Annotated in this window: 17 protein-coding genes; 14 read left to right on the forward strand and 3 right to left on the reverse strand. The window is 58.4% G+C overall.

The genetic code is table 11. The features are described from left to right. Positions 1–52 precede the first annotated feature (52 nt). The gene (locus tag ACLEIV_RS04945) at positions 53–943 is read left to right on the forward strand and encodes a LysR family transcriptional regulator (protein ID WP_410455549.1); all 891 of its coding nucleotides are present in this window, start codon (positions 53–55) and stop codon (positions 941–943) included. On the opposite strand, the gene ygfZ is transcribed toward ACLEIV_RS04945, so the two are convergent. Further along, positions 925–1,884 carry a CAF17-like 4Fe-4S cluster assembly/insertion protein YgfZ gene (gene ygfZ, locus ACLEIV_RS04950; RefSeq protein ID WP_410455614.1) on the reverse strand — a complete coding sequence of 320 codons (960 nt, stop codon included), beginning with the start codon at positions 1,882–1,884 and terminating at the stop codon, positions 925–927. The genes ACLEIV_RS04945 and ygfZ overlap by 19 nt on opposite strands. A 78-nt stretch (positions 1,885–1,962) precedes the next feature. On the opposite strand from ygfZ, the gene ACLEIV_RS04955 reads away from it, so the two are divergent. Continuing rightward, positions 1,963–2,226, forward strand: a complete 264-nt coding sequence (locus ACLEIV_RS04955) for an FAD assembly factor SdhE (RefSeq protein WP_410455550.1) — start codon at positions 1,963–1,965, stop codon at positions 2,224–2,226. After that, positions 2,195–2,578 carry a hypothetical protein gene (locus ACLEIV_RS04960; protein WP_410455551.1) on the forward strand — a complete coding sequence of 128 codons (384 nt, stop codon included), beginning with the start codon at positions 2,195–2,197 and terminating at the stop codon, positions 2,576–2,578. Before ACLEIV_RS04955 ends, ACLEIV_RS04960 begins: the two co-directional genes overlap by 32 nt. A 4-nt stretch (positions 2,579–2,582) precedes the next feature. Here ACLEIV_RS04960 and nadB read toward each other — a convergent pair whose 3' ends face one another. Beyond that, a complete protein-coding gene (gene nadB / locus ACLEIV_RS04965) occupies positions 2,583–4,217 on the reverse strand; it encodes an L-aspartate oxidase (RefSeq protein ID WP_410455552.1) in 1,635 nt (544 codons plus the stop codon). 183 nt (positions 4,218–4,400) lie between these two features. Between nadB and rpoE the strand changes: the two genes are divergently transcribed. The 10 genes from rpoE (at position 4,401) to pdxJ (ending at position 12,795) form a co-directional block, all read left to right on the forward strand. After that, positions 4,401–4,979 (forward strand): RNA polymerase sigma factor RpoE, encoded by a 579-nt coding sequence (gene rpoE / locus ACLEIV_RS04970; RefSeq protein WP_410455553.1) that lies wholly within the window; start codon positions 4,401–4,403, stop codon positions 4,977–4,979. A gap of 28 nt (positions 4,980–5,007) precedes the next feature. Then, on the forward strand, positions 5,008–5,559 hold the full coding sequence (locus tag ACLEIV_RS04975; RefSeq protein ID WP_410455615.1) for a sigma-E factor negative regulatory protein: 552 nt from the start codon (positions 5,008–5,010) through the stop codon (positions 5,557–5,559). A gap of 75 nt (positions 5,560–5,634) precedes the next feature. Then, the gene (locus tag ACLEIV_RS04980) at positions 5,635–6,546 is read left to right on the forward strand and encodes a MucB/RseB C-terminal domain-containing protein (protein WP_410455554.1); all 912 of its coding nucleotides are present in this window, start codon (positions 5,635–5,637) and stop codon (positions 6,544–6,546) included. Next, positions 6,543–6,992, forward strand: coding sequence for a SoxR reducing system RseC family protein (locus ACLEIV_RS04985; RefSeq protein ID WP_410455555.1), 450 nt, complete (start codon positions 6,543–6,545; stop codon positions 6,990–6,992). Before ACLEIV_RS04980 ends, ACLEIV_RS04985 begins: the two co-directional genes overlap by 4 nt. 79 nt (positions 6,993–7,071) lie before the next feature. After that, complete coding sequence (gene lepA, locus ACLEIV_RS04990) at positions 7,072–8,868, forward strand: translation elongation factor 4 (RefSeq protein ID WP_410455556.1); 1,797 nt, start codon at positions 7,072–7,074, stop codon at positions 8,866–8,868. Positions 8,869–8,870: 2 nt separating this feature from the next. After that, the gene (gene lepB, locus ACLEIV_RS04995; RefSeq protein WP_410455557.1) at positions 8,871–9,785 is read left to right on the forward strand and encodes a signal peptidase I; all 915 of its coding nucleotides are present in this window, start codon (positions 8,871–8,873) and stop codon (positions 9,783–9,785) included. Then, positions 9,785–10,453, forward strand: a complete 669-nt coding sequence (rnc, locus tag ACLEIV_RS05000) for a ribonuclease III (RefSeq protein WP_410455558.1) — start codon at positions 9,785–9,787, stop codon at positions 10,451–10,453. The genes lepB and rnc overlap by 1 nt, the downstream gene beginning before the upstream one ends. Further along, the gene (gene era / locus ACLEIV_RS05005; protein ID WP_410455559.1) at positions 10,450–11,355 is read left to right on the forward strand and encodes a GTPase Era; all 906 of its coding nucleotides are present in this window, start codon (positions 10,450–10,452) and stop codon (positions 11,353–11,355) included. Before rnc ends, era begins: the two co-directional genes overlap by 4 nt. A gap of 2 nt (positions 11,356–11,357) precedes the next feature. Next, the gene (gene recO / locus ACLEIV_RS05010) at positions 11,358–12,065 is read left to right on the forward strand and encodes a DNA repair protein RecO (RefSeq protein ID WP_410455560.1); all 708 of its coding nucleotides are present in this window, start codon (positions 11,358–11,360) and stop codon (positions 12,063–12,065) included. Next, on the forward strand, positions 12,058–12,795 hold the full coding sequence (pdxJ, locus tag ACLEIV_RS05015; protein WP_410455561.1) for a pyridoxine 5'-phosphate synthase: 738 nt from the start codon (positions 12,058–12,060) through the stop codon (positions 12,793–12,795). The genes recO and pdxJ overlap by 8 nt, the downstream gene beginning before the upstream one ends. A 246-nt stretch (positions 12,796–13,041) precedes the next feature. Here the strand turns inward: pdxJ and barA are convergent, their stop codons facing one another. Next, complete coding sequence (gene barA, locus ACLEIV_RS05020) at positions 13,042–15,738, reverse strand: two-component sensor histidine kinase BarA (protein WP_410455562.1); 2,697 nt, start codon at positions 15,736–15,738, stop codon at positions 13,042–13,044. An 81-nt stretch (positions 15,739–15,819) separates the two neighbouring features. Between barA and rlmD the strand changes: the two genes are divergently transcribed. Further along, a complete protein-coding gene (gene rlmD / locus ACLEIV_RS05025) occupies positions 15,820–17,136 on the forward strand; it encodes a 23S rRNA (uracil(1939)-C(5))-methyltransferase RlmD (RefSeq protein ID WP_410455563.1) in 1,317 nt (438 codons plus the stop codon). The last annotated feature ends 5 nt before the right edge of the window (positions 17,137–17,141 follow it).

The following is a 17,141-nucleotide window of genomic DNA, read 5'->3' on the forward strand; positions in this document are numbered from 1 at the left end:
CTATCTGTTAATATCCTATATCAAAGTTGGAATATATCGGATTTATAGATAGATGAGTTTTTCATTGGAGCAGTTGCAGGCTTTTGTGGCGACCGTGGATACCGGCTCTTTCTCTGCCGCCGCCCGTCGGTTGGGCAAGGCTCAGTCTGTGGTCAGTACCGCGGTGTCCAATCTGGAAATCGATTTGGGCAACAGCCTGTTTTTTCGCAGCGGCCGTTATCCCCGCCTGACGCCGGCCGGGGAACGGCTGTTGGCGGAGGCGAGGGTGATACTCGAGCGTTGCGAGCACTTTCGCGGGGTCGCCAAAAGCCTGGGCGAAGGAGTGGAAAGCCGGCTGGTGCTGGCGGTTGATGAACTTTATCCCTCCGAGCAGCTGGGTGCCCTGATGGACGAGTTTGCCCGCCGTTTTCCCAGTGTGGAACTGGAACTGCTGTTTCCGCTGATGGAGGATGTCAGCCGCATGGTGCTGGAAGAGCGAGTCGATATGGGCATTATGTGGCGCCAGGAGATCCTGCCTTCGGCACTGAATTTTCATGCGCTGGGCTGGGTGCCGCTGAAGATTGTCTGTGCGCCAGAGCATGAACTGGCCCGTCAGCAGGTGGGGTGGGAAGAACTCAAGCGCTACCGGCAACTAATGGTGGCGACCCGTAATGACAGTGAAGAAAAGGTCCGGTTACGGGTAGCGGCCGATGTCTGGTGGGTCGAAAGCCATTGGGTCATCGTCGAGCTGGTGCAACGCAATCTGGGCTGGGCCTTTGTGCCCGGGCATGTGGTGGCCGGCGCCCTGGATAATGGTTATCTGGTCTCGCCGGCGCTGGCATTTGACGATCATGACTGGCCGGTGGCGCTGGAGCTTATCTGGCACAAGCAGCGGCCTCTGGGCAAGGCCGCCGCCTGGTTGAAAGAGGCGGCGATTGCCGCGGCTCAGTCGATCAGATCGTAGGGCAGGGGCTGCAGGCTCAGCCGGCTGTCTTCCTGTCCCTTGAGGCGGAATACCGCATCGGTTTCCAGATCCTTGTTCAGCACGGCGGTCAGCAGGCACTCATCACCTTGCTGCCAGACACTCAGCACGGTACCGGCCCGGCGCCAGTTGTCACCCAGTTGCAGCTCCAGATCCTGATTGGCGATAATGTCGCCGGTAGCGGTACCGGCCAGCACGAACATCGCCTTCTTGTTGGCGCCCCGGTATTTGGCGCGAGCCACGGTTTCCTGACCCATGTAGCAGCCCTTGGTGAAGCTGATGCCACCGATGGCCTGCAGGTTGAGCATCTGTGGTATATATTCGCCCTGATGCTCGGCACTCATGTCCGGCAAGCCGACATGGATCATCAATCCCTGCCATTCCTGCTCGCTGCCGCGGGGCAGCTCGGACGGTTCGGGCAGTTCGGCGCCTTGCGGCAGCAGCAGCAGCGCATGCTCGGCCGCCACCGGTATCACTATGCCACCCTGCCACAGGTTGCCGTCGCCGACCTGGTGATTGAGCCAGTGGGACAGACCTTCGCCGGCCAGGCCAAACACCTGCCAGTGAGGACTGACGTCCTCCACTTCGGTATTGGCGAACACGGCGAATTTTTTCAGCTCCGGCAGCTGACGTTCGACCAGTGACCGGTTGAGCACCAGCAGCAGCTGTTCACCCAGGTTGGCCAGCCAGAACGATGCCCATAGCTTGCCCTTGCTGTCGCAATGGCCGCCGGCGGTGGCATCACCGGGGGTCAGCTTGCTGACGTCGCAGGTGACCTGGCCCTGCAGGTATTTGGTTCTGTCTGCCCCGGTCAGGCCGATCACGGCTCTGTCGGTCAGAGGGTAAAGCACGGGAGAAGAAGCAAGAGTCAACACGGGGACGCTCCCTTGATTGGTTATCAATAAATTAAGTGTGACCTTCATGGTAAAGATGGCCAACACATTTGTCAGTACTCATTCGACCTTATACCATGGGCTTTGTTTTATTTTTTGGAAGCCACCATGCTTAAACCCTCTGATAAACCCCGTCTTATCTGGGCCTGCCGCCGTGGCATGCTGGAACTGGACGTGATTTTGGCACCCTTTGTCGAACATGAATACGACGGGCTGAGCGAAGAACATAGTGCCGTGTTTCGGCGCCTGCTGGAATGTGACGATCCGGACCTGTTCGCCTGGTTGATGGGCCATCAGCGTTCCGATGACGCGGCACTGCAGGCCATGGTGGAGTATATTCTTGAGCGTAACCAGGTTCGTAATCAGCGCTGAGCCTTCTCGGCTGCACCGCTGTTATCTGCTGGCGGCGGCTACCGTCTTGTGGTTACCCGCCAGCCTGTTGCTGAGCGCCGACCGTCTGCCCTGGTTTGCCCCCGGCTGGCTGCTGGTGTCGGTACTGCTGTGGGTTCGCGGTTCCGGGTATCGGCTGCTGGGAGAATACAACAACGGCGTGCTGAGCCTGAACGGGCGCAGCGGTGCCTTGTCGCGATATAGCCGGGCCGGGCCCGGCTTTTTATTGCTGGTATTGAAAGACGACCCCTGGCCACCGCTGTGGCTGTTTCAGGACGCGGTGCCGGAGTCGGTGTTCCGGCGCCTGTCGCAGAAGGTGCTGCTGGCTAGCTAGTACCTTAGTCACCCATGCAGTTGGAATCCCCCATATAGTTGGTCGGTACCATGATGGTCGGCTTGGGATCTGCCAACTGCTCCGGGTAATCCAGGGTGTAGTGCAGGCCGCGGGATTCCTTGCGCTCCATCGCCGAGCGCACGATCAATTCGGCCACCTGTACCAGGTTACGCAGCTCCAGCAGGTTGTTGCTGACCCGGAAATTGGCGTAATACTCCTGAATTTCCTGTTGCAACAAGTCGATACGCCGCCTGGCTCTTTTCAGTCGCTTGTCGGACCGGACTATGCCGACGTAATCCCACATAAACAGTCGCAGTTCGTGCCAGTTGTGGTGGATTACCACTTCTTCGTCCGAGTCGGCCACCTTGCTTTCGTCCCACAGCGGTAATGTCGGTGGCTCCGGCGTTGTCGCCAGCCTGGTCAGCATGTCTTCGCCGGCGGCGCGAGCAAAGACGATGCATTCCAGCAGGGAATTGGAGGCCATGCGATTGGCACCATGCAGTCCGGTGTAGGACACCTCGCCGATGGCATAGAGCCCCTCGATATCTGTGTGGCCCCGGTGATCGACCATGACGCCACCACAGGTGTAATGAGCCGCAGGCACCACCGGCATCGGCTGCCTGGTGATGTCGATGCCGACCTTGAGGCAGCGCTCGTAGATGGTGGGGAAGTGCTTGAGGATGAAGTCGGCCGGCTGGTGGCTGATGTCCAGATACATGCATTCGGCACCGAGGCGCTTCATTTCATGATCGATGGCGCGGGCCACTATGTCGCGCGGGGCCAGCTCGGCCCGCTCGTCATAATCTGGCATGAAACGACTGCCGTCGGGCCGCTTGAGCAGGGCACCTTCGCCGCGCAGCGCTTCACTGAGCAAGAAATTGTTGTCCGCCGGGTGGAACAGGCTGGTGGGGTGGAACTGATTGAATTCCATGTTGGCCACCCGGCAGCCGGCGCGCCAGGCCATGGCGATGCCGTCGCCGGAACTGACGTCCGGGTTGGAAGTGTACTGATACACCTTGGAGGCACCGCCGGTGGCCATGGCGATAAAGCGGGCCCGTACCGTTTCTACCCGTTCTTTATTGCGATTCCAGACGTAGGCACCCAGCACCCGGTTACCGGGCAGACCCAGTTTGGCGCTGGTGATTAAGTCCAGCGCGTTAACCCGTTCCAGAATATGAATGTTAGGATGCTGCTGCACCTGTTCGTTCAGGGTCAGTTGTACCGCACGGCCGGTGGCATCGGCGGCGTGGAAAATGCGTCTGTGGCTGTGGCCGCCTTCCCGGGTGAGGTGGTAGGAAGGTTCTCCCTGGGGTGACTTTTCGGTGTCGAAGGGCACGCCCTGGCCAATCAGCCATTGAATGGCGTCGGGGGCCTGACGTGCGGTAAATTCCACCACGGTTTCATCACAGAGTCCGGCACCGGCAATCAGGGTATCGGCAACATGGGATTCAATGCTGTCAGTTTCATCGAACACAGCGGCAATGCCACCCTGGGCGTAGAGGGTCGAGCCTTCGGCAAGCGACCCCTTGCTGAGCACATGAACTCTGGCATGATCGGCCAGTTTCAGTGCCAGTGACAGCCCGGCGGCACCGCTGCCAATGATGAGTACGTCGCAGAGGTATTCAACGGGATCCTTCATAAAGTATCATTGGCCCAGTATGGATAATCTTTCTATGTTATCCCAAGCCGCCGGCAGGTGCAGCCGGAATCAGCTTTCTCAAATGAGTTCAGAACTTTTGCCCGCATCCGCAGTCTATTAAGGTGCGCTTATTACGGGCCGGTGTGGCAACGCACCGGATTATTCGGAGGTTACGCGGCTCGCATGAGCGATAATTTAACGGACCAGCAACTGGTTGAACGGGTCCAGCGTGGCGATAAAAACGCGTACAACCTGTTGGTAAAAAAATATCAGTATAAAGTGGCGAACCTGGTGTCCCGATATGTGTCTAACCCAGGAGACGTACCGGATGTGACGCAAGAGGCCTTTATCAAGGCGTACCGGGCCTTGCCCGGGTTTCGCGGAGAGAGCGCCTTTTTTACCTGGTTGTACCGGATAGCGGTGAACACCGCCAAGAATTATCTGGTCGCCCAGCGGCGTCGCCCGCCGGGCAGCGATGTTGACATTGAGGATGCAGAATATTACGGCGGCGGCGAAGGGTTGAAAGATCAGGCGTCACCGGAACATCTCATTTTGTCGGAAGAGATCAGGCGGTCGGTATTCGAGACCATAGAGGCCCTTCCGGAAGATCTTAAAACGGCGATCACCTTACGCGAGCTGGAAGGGATGAGCTATGAAGATATTGCCAAGGTGATGGACTGTCCGGTCGGGACGGTTCGTTCCCGGATTTTCCGGGCACGCGAGGCTATCGACAAGCGGGTCCAGCCGTTACTTCAGGGTTGAACGGGGAATAACTGTTATGGCTAACGTTATGGCAAATAAAGAGCAGATTTCGGCACTGGTAGACGGAGAAATCCAGGACAAGGTATTACTGGAGCAGCTGGAGAATGATCGCGAGCTGGCGGATGCCTTCGGTCGTTATCACCTGTACGGCGATGCCTTGCGCAGCGAGTTGCCCAGACATATTCGGCTGGACATGAGCGACAGCATAGCGGCGGCCCTGGCCGACGAGCCGGCCATGATAGCGGCACCGGCTGCGACGAAGCCGAAGGCAGAAGGCGCCAAGGTGGTACGACCGTTGTTTGGCCGTATATCCCCCATGTTGCGTCACCTTGGTCAGTTTGCGGTGGCAGCCTCGGTGTCGGCGGCGGTGATCGTCGGTGTGCAGCAATACAGCCAGGGTGATCTGCAGTCTCCGGTGCTGAATACGGTGCCTCTGAGCGGTAGCGCGGCCCCGGTCAGTCTGAATTATCAGATAGCGCCGCGTGAGCGTTCGCAGGAACAGGCGGTGCTGGAACAACAGCGTCGTATTCATGAATTGTTGATGGATCACGAGTTGCAGCAACGACTGCGCCAGAACTGAAGGTAATCGGCTTTGAGAATAAAGGGCCTTAGTGCCGTTATCCTGATATTTGCGTGGGCATGGTCCGGTATGGTCATGGCCGAGAACGAATCGGCAGAAGCCTTGTTGCAGCGCATGCAACAGGCCTATCAGCAACTGAACTTCGAGCTGACGCTAGTTGAATCCAGCCAGGAGCAGCTCGAGCCCAAACGCCTGACCCGCGGCCATTTCGACGGTCAGGTATTTACCCATCTGACCCACCTCAATGGCCGGCCACGTGAATTTGTGCAGCGTGACGATGAGACCAGCTTTTTCGATGCCAGCCACGATGGCTATACTCTCAAGGACGCCACCCTGCCCGGGCTCTTTCATCGTCTGCAGCTGATGCCACTGGCACCGGTGTTGGCCCATTATGATGCAGTGCTTGCCGGGCGTAGTCGCGTGCTGGGTCGGGTGGCTCAGGTGGTACGGTTGGTGCCCGACGCAGAGGATTGTTACGGCTATGTGCTGTGGCTGGATCAGGAAAGTGGTTTATTGCTCAAGCTGGATACTCTGGACCGGGACGCGGGTGTAGTAGAGCAAAGCATGGGAGTCGCGCTGCGGATCAGCGAGGAGCCCGGCGCCCTGCTCCGCGAGCTGAAAACCGCCGTCTTGCCGCCGGCCCTGACGGTGGCGGAAGTCTATCCGGCGCCGCAGCAAGCCCTGTCCTGGCAAGCCGGCTGGTTGCCGGAAGGTTTTGAATTGCGTTCTCAGGATAAACACAAGCTGCCGGTTACCGAGAGGCTGGTGGATTATCTGATGCTGTCCAATGGTCTGGTAGACATATCCGTGTATGTCAACCAGGCTGGCGCCAACGCCGAGCCGCACCAGCAGCTGGTACGTCAGGGGGCCACCCATCTGGTCAGCCTTATCAATCCGGCCCGGGTCGAAATTACCGTGGTGGGGGCCATCCCCGCCGATACTGCCCGCCGTATAGCCGAGTCTGTCGAGCCCAGGGTCACACCATGATTGAAGAAATTGCCACCGTACTGGCGGTACATGCCGATGGGGTTGAAGTGGTCTGTTTCAGCAAGTCGGCCTGCGGCCAGTGCAAGCAAAACAGCCGCTGCGGTACCGGTCTGGTATCGAAGGCCCTGCCCGGACGGGATCACCGGTTTGTGATTGCCACCGATTTGCCGTTGGTGGTGGATCAGCAGGTACGCATCGGTATTCCCGAACAGAGCCTGATCTCCAGCGCCCTGCTGGTCTACCTGCTGCCGCTGCTGCTGCTGCTGGGGGGCGCCGGGCTTGCCAGCGTCGGGCTTGGACTGGGCGATGGGGGCACCCTGGCGGGGGCGGCTATTGGCGGTGTCTGCGGTTTTGTGCTGGCGTCCCGCTGGGCTAAAAGCCCCGCCAAGATACAGGCCGAGCCTGTGATTATCGGGCTGGTGATCCCGGTGGCCAATATCGACTAAGGATTGGCCACGGTAGTGCTAATCCAGTAGAATCCCGCTTTTGACTCTCGCTTTCAGACAACGGACTCCTTATCGCATCATGAAGCATATTCGTAACTTTTCCGTCATCGCTCATATAGACCATGGCAAGTCTACCCTGTCCGATCGTTTGATCCAGGTGTGTGGCGGCTTGTCCGATCGGGAAATGCAGCAGCAGGTTCTCGATTCCATGGATCTGGAGCGGGAGCGCGGCATTACCATCAAAGCCCAGAGTGTGACCCTGAACTACCAGGCCAACGACGGCGAACAGTACCAGCTGAACTTTATCGATACCCCGGGGCATGTCGACTTCTCCTATGAAGTTTCCCGCTCTCTTGCTGCCTGTGAGGGCGCTTTGCTGGTAGTGGATGCGGGTCAGGGCGTTGAGGCACAGACTCTGGCCAACTGTTACACCGCTCTCGACATGGAGCTGGAAGTGGTGCCGGTACTGAACAAAATAGATCTGCCCCAGGCCGAGCCGGAGCGGGTGGCCGAAGAAATTGAAAATATCGTCGGTATCGATGCCCTCGACGCGGTGCGCTGTTCGGCCAAGACCGGTCTGGGTGTGGATGAAGTGCTGGAAACCATAGTACGCCAGATCCCGCCGCCCGTGGGCAATCCGGAAGGGCCGCTGCAGGCGCTGATCATCGACTCCTGGTTCGACCCCTATCTGGGCGTGGTGTCGCTGGTGCGGGTCAAGCACGGCAGCCTGAAGAAAAACGACAAGATCAAGGTCATGAGCACCGGACAGGTGTGGGGTGTGGATCGTATCGGTATCTTTACGCCCAAGCAGAAAGACACCGCAGGCCTGAACTGCGGTGAAGTAGGCTGGGTGGTATGTGGCATCAAGGAAATTCACGGTGCGCCGGTGGGAGATACCTTGACCCACGCCAAGCATGGTGCCGAACTGGCGTTGCCCGGCTTTAAGAAGGTCAAGCCGCAGGTGTATGCGGGCCTGTTCCCCATCTCCAGCGATGACTACGAAGCCTTCCGTGATGCGCTGGACAAATTGTCGCTGAACGACGCATCGCTGTTCTACGAGCCGGAAACGTCCAACGCGCTGGGCTTTGGCTTCCGTTGTGGCTTCCTCGGCATGCTGCACATGGAAATAGTGCAGGAGCGACTGGAGCGGGAATACGATCTGGATCTGATCACCACGGCCCCGACCGTGGTCTACGAGATCGTGCTGACCAATGGTGAAACCATCCATATCGACAGCCCTTCCAACCTGCCGGCCGTCAACAACATTGAAGAGCTGCGCGAGCCTATTGCCGAATGTAATATTCTGGTGCCGCAGGAATATCTGGGTAACGTGATCACCCTCTGTATCGAGAAACGGGGCGTACAGACCAACATGGTCTATCACGGCAATCAGGTGGCGCTGAGCTACGACATTCCAATGGCGGAAGTGGTGCTCGATTTCTTCGATCGCCTCAAGTCCTGCAGCCGGGGCTATGCTTCTCTGGATTACGGTTTCAAACGTTTCGAAGCGGCCGACATGGTGCGGCTGGATATCCTGATCAACGGTGATCGGGTCGATGCATTGGCCATTATCACCCACAAGGAAAACGCCTTGTACCGAGGCCGCCAGCTGGTGGAGAAGATGCGTGAGCTTATCCCGCGTCAGATGTTCGATATTGCCATTCAGGCGTCTATCGGCAACCAGATTATCTCGCGCAGCACGGTCAAGGCCCTGCGCAAGGATGTTACCGCCAAGTGTTACGGTGGCGATGTCAGCCGCAAGAAAAAGCTGCTGGCTAAACAGAAAGAAGGCAAGAAGCGCATGAAGTCCCTGGGGCGGGTCGATATTCCCCAGGATGCCTTCCTGGCCATTCTCCACGTCGGTAAGGACAAATAACCATGGCGAGTAACTTTGCCCTGATCCTGGTGCTGGTGACTCTGGTCACCGGCATTGTCTGGGCCTGTGACAAATGGATATGGGCGCCGAAACGCGCCCGTAAGATTGCCGAGGCTCAGCTGGCCCATGGCAATAAAGTGGATGCGGCGGTACTGAGCCGGGCCGCCAGGGTACCCGGCTGGATCGAGCAGGCCCGGTCTATCTTCCCGGTGATTGCCGTCGTACTGGTGTTGCGCTCTTTTATCTATGAGCCGTTCCAGATCCCGTCCGGATCCATGATGCCGACCCTGCTGGTGGGAGACTTCATTCTGGTGGAGAAGTTTGCCTACGGCCTGAAAGAGCCGGTCGGCAATACTACCCTGATCCCGACCGGCAAGCCCGAGCGGGGCGATGTGGTGGTATTCAAGTATCCGGAAGATACCCGCATCGATTACATCAAGCGGGTCATCGGCCTGCCGGGAGATCGCATCGTCTATCAGGACAAGCAACTGTTTATCAAGCCGGCCTGTGACGGTGACAATTGCCCCGACTTTACGCCGGTGGAACTTGAATATGAACAAAGTGGAGAGTTTACCCAGATGGGCATTCCGCTCGAGCATTACCGCGAGCGTCTGACCGACGAGCCCCACGACATACTGCGTAATCCCTTGTTACCCGACCGGGTGTCCATGTATTACCGTCAGCCGGGCACGGCGCGGAATGAATGGATCGTACCCGAAGGTCAATACTTTGCCATGGGTGACAACAGAGACAACAGTACCGACAGCCGGTTCTGGGGTTTTGTACCCGAAGAAAACCTGGTGGGCAAGGCGGTGGCTATCTGGATTAGCTTTGAGTTTGAACGTAACGCCGACAGCTGGTTGCCCTCCTGGGTGCCGAGCGATGTGCGTTTCAGCCGTATAGGCGCAATTCGTTAATGAAAAAACTGAATATTCTGCAAAAAAAACTGGGCCATACCTTCAACGATGAAAATATGTTGATACGGGCCCTGACCCACAGAAGCGCCGGCGCTCGCCATAACGAGCGGCTGGAGTTTCTCGGTGATTCCCTGCTGAGCATGGTGATTGCCGATGCCCTGTTTCATCGTTTTCCCAAGGTGAACGAAGGTGACATGTCGCGCATGCGTGCCACCCTGGTGCGAGAAAAAACCCTGGCCGAGCTGGCGCGGGAATTCGAGCTGGGCGAATATCTGATCCTGGGCCCGGGTGAGCTGAAAAGCGGCGGCTACCGGCGCGAGTCCATCCTGGCCGATGCGGTGGAAGCCTTGATCGGCGCCGTTTACCTGGATACGGATATCGAGCAGATGCGCACCATGCTGCTGTCCTGGTATGAAGACAGGCTCAATGATATACAGCCGGGTATCGATCAGAAAGATCCCAAGACCCGGCTGCAGGAATTGCTGCAGGGCAAACGCAAATCTTTGCCTACCTACACGGTAGTGGATGTGGTCGGCGAAGCCCACAATCAGAAATTTACCGTGCATTGTCAGATTGACGACGTACCTGAGCCGGTGGTGGGTATTGGTACCAGCCGTCGCAAGGCTGAGCAATCTGCCGCCGAACATGCCCTGGAAGTGCTGCTATGACAGATCAAGAACAAACCTATTGCGGCTTTATCGCCATCGTCGGCCGCCCCAATGTGGGTAAGTCGACACTGCTGAACCAACTGCTGGGGCAGAAGGTCAGCATCACCTCGCGCAAGCCGCAGACCACGCGCCACCGCATCATGGGCATAGATACGGCCGGTGCCTATCAGGCTATCTATGTGGATACCCCGGGCCTGCATATCGAAGAAAAGCGCGCCATCAACCGCCTGATGAACCGGGCAGCCAGCAGCTCGCTGGGCGACGTGGAGATGGTGGTGTTCATGGTGGAAGGCACCAAGTGGACCGACGACGACGAGATGGTGGTGAACAAGCTGCGCCGTATGGACTGCCCCGTGGTGCTGGCGATCAACAAAATCGATAACGTCGAGAGTAAGGAAGCATTGCTGCCCCATATGCAATGGCTGGCGCAAAAGATGGATTTCGCCGACATAGTGCCGATTTCTGCGGAAAAGGGCACTAATATCGACACCATCGCCAAGCTGGCCCGTGCACGGTTGAAGCCGTCGTTGCATTACTTTCCGGAAGATTACATCACCGACCGCTCTTCACGCTTCATGGCGGCCGAGATTATCCGTGAGAAGCTGATGCGCTTCATGGGTGATGAGCTGCCCTATTCGGTGACGGTAGAAATTGAAGACTACAAAGTCAACGAACAGGGCATAGTGCACATCAATGGCCTGATCCTGGTAGAGCGCAGCGGCCAGAAGCGCATGGTGATCGGCAACAAGGGCGAAAAGCTTAAGGTGATAGGTACCGAGTCGCGGCTGGATCTGGAACGACTGCTGGAGCAGAAGGTCTTTCTGGAGCTGTGGGTCAAGGTCAAATCCGGCTGGGCCGATGATGAACGTGCCCTGCGCAGTCTGGGGTACGGTGACGACTGATCATGGCGCACGCCGCCTTCGTCATTCATAGCCGGCCTTACCGGGAAACCAGTCAACTGGTTGAAGTGTTCACCCGGGAACTTGGCCGCCAGAGTCTGGTGGCCAAGGGCAGCCGCCAGCCGCGTTCACCTCTCAAAGGGCTGTTACAGCCCTTTGTGCCTTTAAGGCTCACCTTTGCCGGCAAGGGCGAGCTGAAAAACCTGCATCATGCGGAGGCCACGGCCCCGGCCATTCAGTTAACGGGGACGGCACTGTACAGCGGCCTCTACCTCAATGAACTGATCTACTACCTGCTGGAAGCGCATACCCCCTTCGACGAGGTGTTTGATGCCTATCACAATACCCTGAAAAAACTGGCCAATGGTGAAGGGATTGAACCCTGCCTGCGTCATTTCGAGTTTTATATGTTAAACATACTGGGTTATGGCGTCGATTTTACCCTGGATGCCCTGAGCGGCGAGGCCATTCGCCCCGAAGCCTGGTATCGATATCAGCCGGAGTCCGGTTTTATTGCCCTGGAACGGGAAGAGCCGGGGGCCTATCCGGGCCGCCATCTTTATGCCCTGGCCGATCTCGATTTAACTCGTCCCGAGGTGTTGGTCTCTGCCAAGCGTTTCAGCCGGCAGGCGCTGGGGCCTTATCTTGGCGGCCGGGCCTTGCGCAGTCGCGCCCTGTTTATCAAAGGAAAGAGAGGAAGTCGCAGTGAGTGAATTGTATTTAGGCGTTAATATCGATCACATTGCTACCTTGCGTAATGCCAGGGGCACCAGTTACCCGGATCCGGTACAGGCGGCAGCCCTGGCCGAACAGGCCGGGGCAGACGGTATTACCGTGCACCTGCGTGAAGATCGTCGTCATATCGTCGATCGGGACGTGGACATCCTGAGTCAGACCATTCAAACCCGGATGAACCTGGAAATGGCGGTCACCGACGAGATGCTGGATATTGCCTGCCGCATCAAGCCGGCCTTCGTCTGCCTGGTGCCGGAAAAACGGGAAGAAGTCACCACGGAGGGCGGCCTGGATGTCGCCGGTCAGCTCGACAAGGTCGGCTCCGCGGTGGCTCGACTGACCGAAGCCGGCATCAAGGTGTCGTTGTTTATCGATGCTGACCGGGCGCAGATCGATGCGGTGGTCGCCACCGGGGCCCCCTATATCGAGATTCACACCGGTCATTATGCCGATGCGCCCAATGAAGCCGAGCAATTGGCCGAGCTGAAACGCATCTCCGCTTCCGCCTCTTATGCCCACGATAAAGGGTTGAAGGTGAACGGGGGCCATGGCCTGCATTACCACAACGTCAAGCCGATAGCCGCCATTCCCGAGATGCTGGAGCTCAACATAGGCCACGCCATCATAGCCCGCGCCGCCTTCGACGGCCTGGAAAAGGCCATTTGCGACATGAAACGGCTGATGCGCGAAGCCCGTCAGGGCGTTTGAGCCGTAAGCTTTCAGACAAAAAACCGAGCCATGACGCGCTCGGTTTTTTGTAGGGGCGAATGAATTAGACCCTGCAGTTGATGGTGATTCAGCCGTCATCCTGACGAACATCAGGGGCCGGATTGGGTGTTCTCCAAGATACCGGATCCGCCATAGCGAGCTTGATTCAGTACCGGTATGACGGTCAAAACAGGCCTTGCCCTGGTCGTTTGCCGACGGCGTCCAGTTTTTAGCGTACCGCTGCTTTTACAAATAGAATTTCGCCTCTTCCCGTACCTGTCCCATCCGTTCTTCCAGCTCCAGTAGTTCGGGCTCCAGCTCGTCCACACTCTGTTTGGCCAGCAGCGCCTTTTCCAGCTGGGCCACCAGGGCTTGTAACTGAGGCACGCCGCAATAGGCGGTGCCGCCATGCAGCTTGTGCAGCGGCGGATAGAGCCGCTGTTCATCCAGCTCGCCGGACAGGGCGGCGCCCAGCAGGGGCGCAAATTCATCGAAGCTCTGCAATAGCAGTTCCAGCATTTCCCGGGCCAGTGGCTCCTTGCCTCCGGTCTGCTTCACCGCCAGCGACCAGTCTATCTGGCCCGACGGCTTGGGGCGGTGGGCAAAGCGTTCGATAATGCGGGCCAGTATGGTCTCGTCTATCGGTTTGGCCAGGTAATCGTCCATGCCCTGATGCATCAGTCGATCCCGCTCGCCCGCGATGGCATGGGCGGTGACCGCTACTATAGGGGTGCTGGCGTTGGGACCATCCTGAGAACGAATTTCCCGGGTAGCCTGAATGCCGTCCATCAGCGGCATCTGAATATCCATGAAGATGATGTCGTAGCGGTTGACCGTGGCCAGGTTGAGCGCTTCCTGGCCGTTGGAGCAGCTTTCCACCTGGCTGACCTGCTCGCTCAGCATGGCACTGATCAGTTTCAGATTGGCCGGATTGTCGTCCACCGCCAGTACCCGCAGATCCTGTTTTTGAGAAGGCGAAGCCAGGGTGATCTGCAACATGGCTTCGGGCTCGGCCATTTCCTGTCCCATCAGTGCCTGGGCCAGCTTCTGGTAGTGTACCGGCTTGCTCAGACAGAGTTCGGCACCGGCGCCGAGCAGGGCGTCGGCCAGGGTCGGGTCGGTGGAACTGAGCAGTACCACCACCTTGTTGTCATGCGCCAGCTGCTGGTGAATAGCCTGTTCCATCTGGCTGGGCAGGGAGTTGGGGCCAAAGCCCAGCAGGGCGCAATCGATGACCACGCCCGGATAGGGTTCGTGCAGTACCTGCACCCCCCATTCCCGCAACAGGGCGGTGGTGGCGCGGCGGCTGAAGTTGTCTTCTTCCAGGTAGAGCACCGTCTTGTCACACAACTCGGCCAGCGGCAGAGGCTCGGCCAGTGGCAGCGAGGCCCGGCTCAGCTCCAGGGTGAAGCTGAATACAGAACCCGAGCCCAGCTCGGAATAGAGCTCGATCTCGCCGGACATCTGGCGCACCAGTTTCTGGGTGATCACCAGGCCCAGCCCGGTGCCGCCATAGCGGCGGGAAATGCTGGAGTCGGCCTGATTGAAGGCCTGGAACAGCTGACGACGCTGGCTGTCGGAAATACCGATGCCGGTGTCCTGCACATGAATGCGCAGGGCAGCCCGGTCCGGTTGGGCGGCGGGACGGGCGTCGACCCGAACATCTACGTTGCCCTGTTCGGTAAACTTGACCGCGTTGCCGACCAGGTTGGTCAGCACCTGTTGCAGCCGCAGTGGATCGCCGATGACGGCGTCATGCACGGCCGCATCCACTCGCAGTGACAGTTCCAGTCCCTTGTCGTGGGCGCTGGGGGCCAGCAGCGTCATGACTTCCTGCAGGGTGTCGCGCAGCGAGAACGGAAGCTGTTCCATCTTCAGCTTGCCGGCTTCCAGCTTGGAGAAGTCGAGAATGTCGTTGATGATGCCGAGCAGGTTTTGCGCCGAGCGTTCTATGGTCTTGAGATAGTCGAGCTGATTGGAGGTCAGTCGGGTTTTCTGTAGCTGGCGGGCAAAGCCGATGACTCCGTTGAGCGGGGTGCGCAGCTCGTGAGACATGTTGGCGAGAAACTCGGTTTTGACCCGGGCGGCTTCCTGAGCCCGCTTCTTGGCCATGTCCAGCTCGATATTCTGGATTTCGATCTGCTCCAGGGTCTCGCGCAGATCCGAGGTGGCCTGATCGATGTTCTGCTGCATTTCGTCGTGGTATTCGGACAGCGACTTGGCCATGGCGTTGATGCCGTTCTTGAGCATCTCCATCTCGCCGGTGAATTCTCCGTTGACCCGGGTGTCGAGCCGGCCTTCACGGATCTTGTACACGGCGCTGACCATGTCGGTGATCGGCTGGGACACCCCCTTGATCAGCCGGATCCCGAACAGGCCGCTGAGGCTGACGCCGAGCAGTACCATCAGGCCGGCGAAGAAGCTGTCTTTATAATGCACCAGCATGGCCGAGTCGTTGGTCAGTTGCATGGCGATGTAGCCGATGGGGATGGCGGACGCATCTTCCCATGCGGTGTCCGCGCGAATATGGTCGGTGAGTACCGGCGTGCGCAGAATAATGCCGTCTTCGTTGTTTTCCACCAGGGTCACCCGGGGCAGGGGCACCTGATCGGACAGGCGCATGGCATTGAAATCACGATGATAGTTTGAGGTGACCAGCAGCCGACCTTCTGCATCGAACAGGGCGATGGATTTGACCAGCGGGCTGTTGTTGCGGTGAATGGTGCTGAGCAGGCGATTGAGCGCCTCCCGGTTGCGGCTGGTCAGCGCCAGCTCGCTGGCCAGAGCCAGCGGCTCTATCACGTTGACCCCCTGACGGATCAGTACTTCTTCCAGTTGCTGATAGCGGCTCACGGAAAAATAACCGGCCAGCAGGATACCGATGAGCAGGGTGGGTATTATGGTATAAGCCAGTATCCGGGCTCGCAGGCCGTATTTGGTCATAGTGGGCTAATGTGGGACAATGCGCGCATCAAATCAACAGATGCTTATGATGACATAGCCGGTTCGAGGGCTCCACGTTTTATGGTTCAGTTCTTCAAGGAAAACAAGCCCAAAGCTCAGGCACAGCCGCCGCTGGAGGTGACCATTGTCGAGCTGAATGCTCATGGTGTGGGGTTGGCCAGGTATCGGGACAAGCCGCTGTTTGTGCCCGGCGCGCTCAAGGGAGAGCGGGTCCGGGTACGATTACAGGTGCAGAATAACAAGTACCAGACCGCCAGCCTGCTCAAGGTGCTGACGCCCTCGGCCGAGCGGCAGAAACCTTTCTGTCCCTACAGCGTCGATTGTGGCGGCTGCTCGCTGCAGCACATGCCGGTCACCGCACAGCACGCACTCAAGGCTCGCACCCTGGCCGAGTTGTTTGCCCGTCATGGTATCGACGAGCTGCCCGAGCCGGAATGGCTGAATGATGCGGAACATCAGGGCTACCGGCGGGTGGCGCGACTGGCGATTCGTCGCCAGGGCAAGGGCGTGTCGCTCGGGTTTCGGCGCGGCCAGTCGCACGAACTGGTGGAAATAGAGCATTGTGGCGTGTTGCGCCCGGCTCTTTCCGGGCTGATAGCCCCCTTGCGGCAGCTGCTGAATCGACTGAAGGCGGTGAAACAGCTCGGGCATATCGATCTCTATGATGCGGCCGAAGGCGTGGCCTTGTTACTGCGCCACACCGGGACATTATCGGCCCGGGATCTGGATCTGTTGCTGGCCTTTGCCCAGACGCGACATCTTGCCCTTTTTTTGCAGGACGACAGCGCACGCCGACCTTTACATGTTCCTTTTTCACTTTATTATCAGATAGATAATATCAGGCTGGCGTTTACACCCGGTGATTTCATCCAGATTAACGCCGGGCTTAACGAGCAGATGGTACGGCTGGCGCAGCGCTGGCTGGCGGCCGAGGCGGGTCAGCCGATACTGGATCTGTTCTGTGGCGTCGGCAACTTCTCGTTACCGCTGGCGGCGGCCGGGCATCCGGTGGTCGGGGTAGAAGGGGTGATGGAGATGGTCGAGCAGGCCCGGGGCAATGCGGAAGACAACACCTTGCCGCTGGCACAGTTTTATCGTGCCGATCTGGCCGCCGACTTTACACGTGAACCCTGGGCTCGCCAGGGCTTTGAACGGGTGCTGCTGGATCCGGGCCGGGCCGGTGCCGAGCAGGTGATGCCCTATCTGCAGCAGCTGTCGCCCGAGCGCTTGCTTTATGTGTCCTGTAATCCGGTGACCCTGGCCAGGGACAGCCAGGCTCTGTTGGCGGCGGGTTACCGACTCAGCCGTCTCTGCCTGATTGATATGTTCCCCCATACGGTGCATTGCGAAGCGATGGCCTTGTTCGAATTCAATTAAGGGAT

Origin of the sequence: Oceanisphaera submarina (assembly GCF_046521305.1) — a bacterium.
Taxonomy (GTDB): domain Bacteria; phylum Pseudomonadota; class Gammaproteobacteria; order Enterobacterales; family Aeromonadaceae; genus Oceanimonas; species Oceanimonas submarina.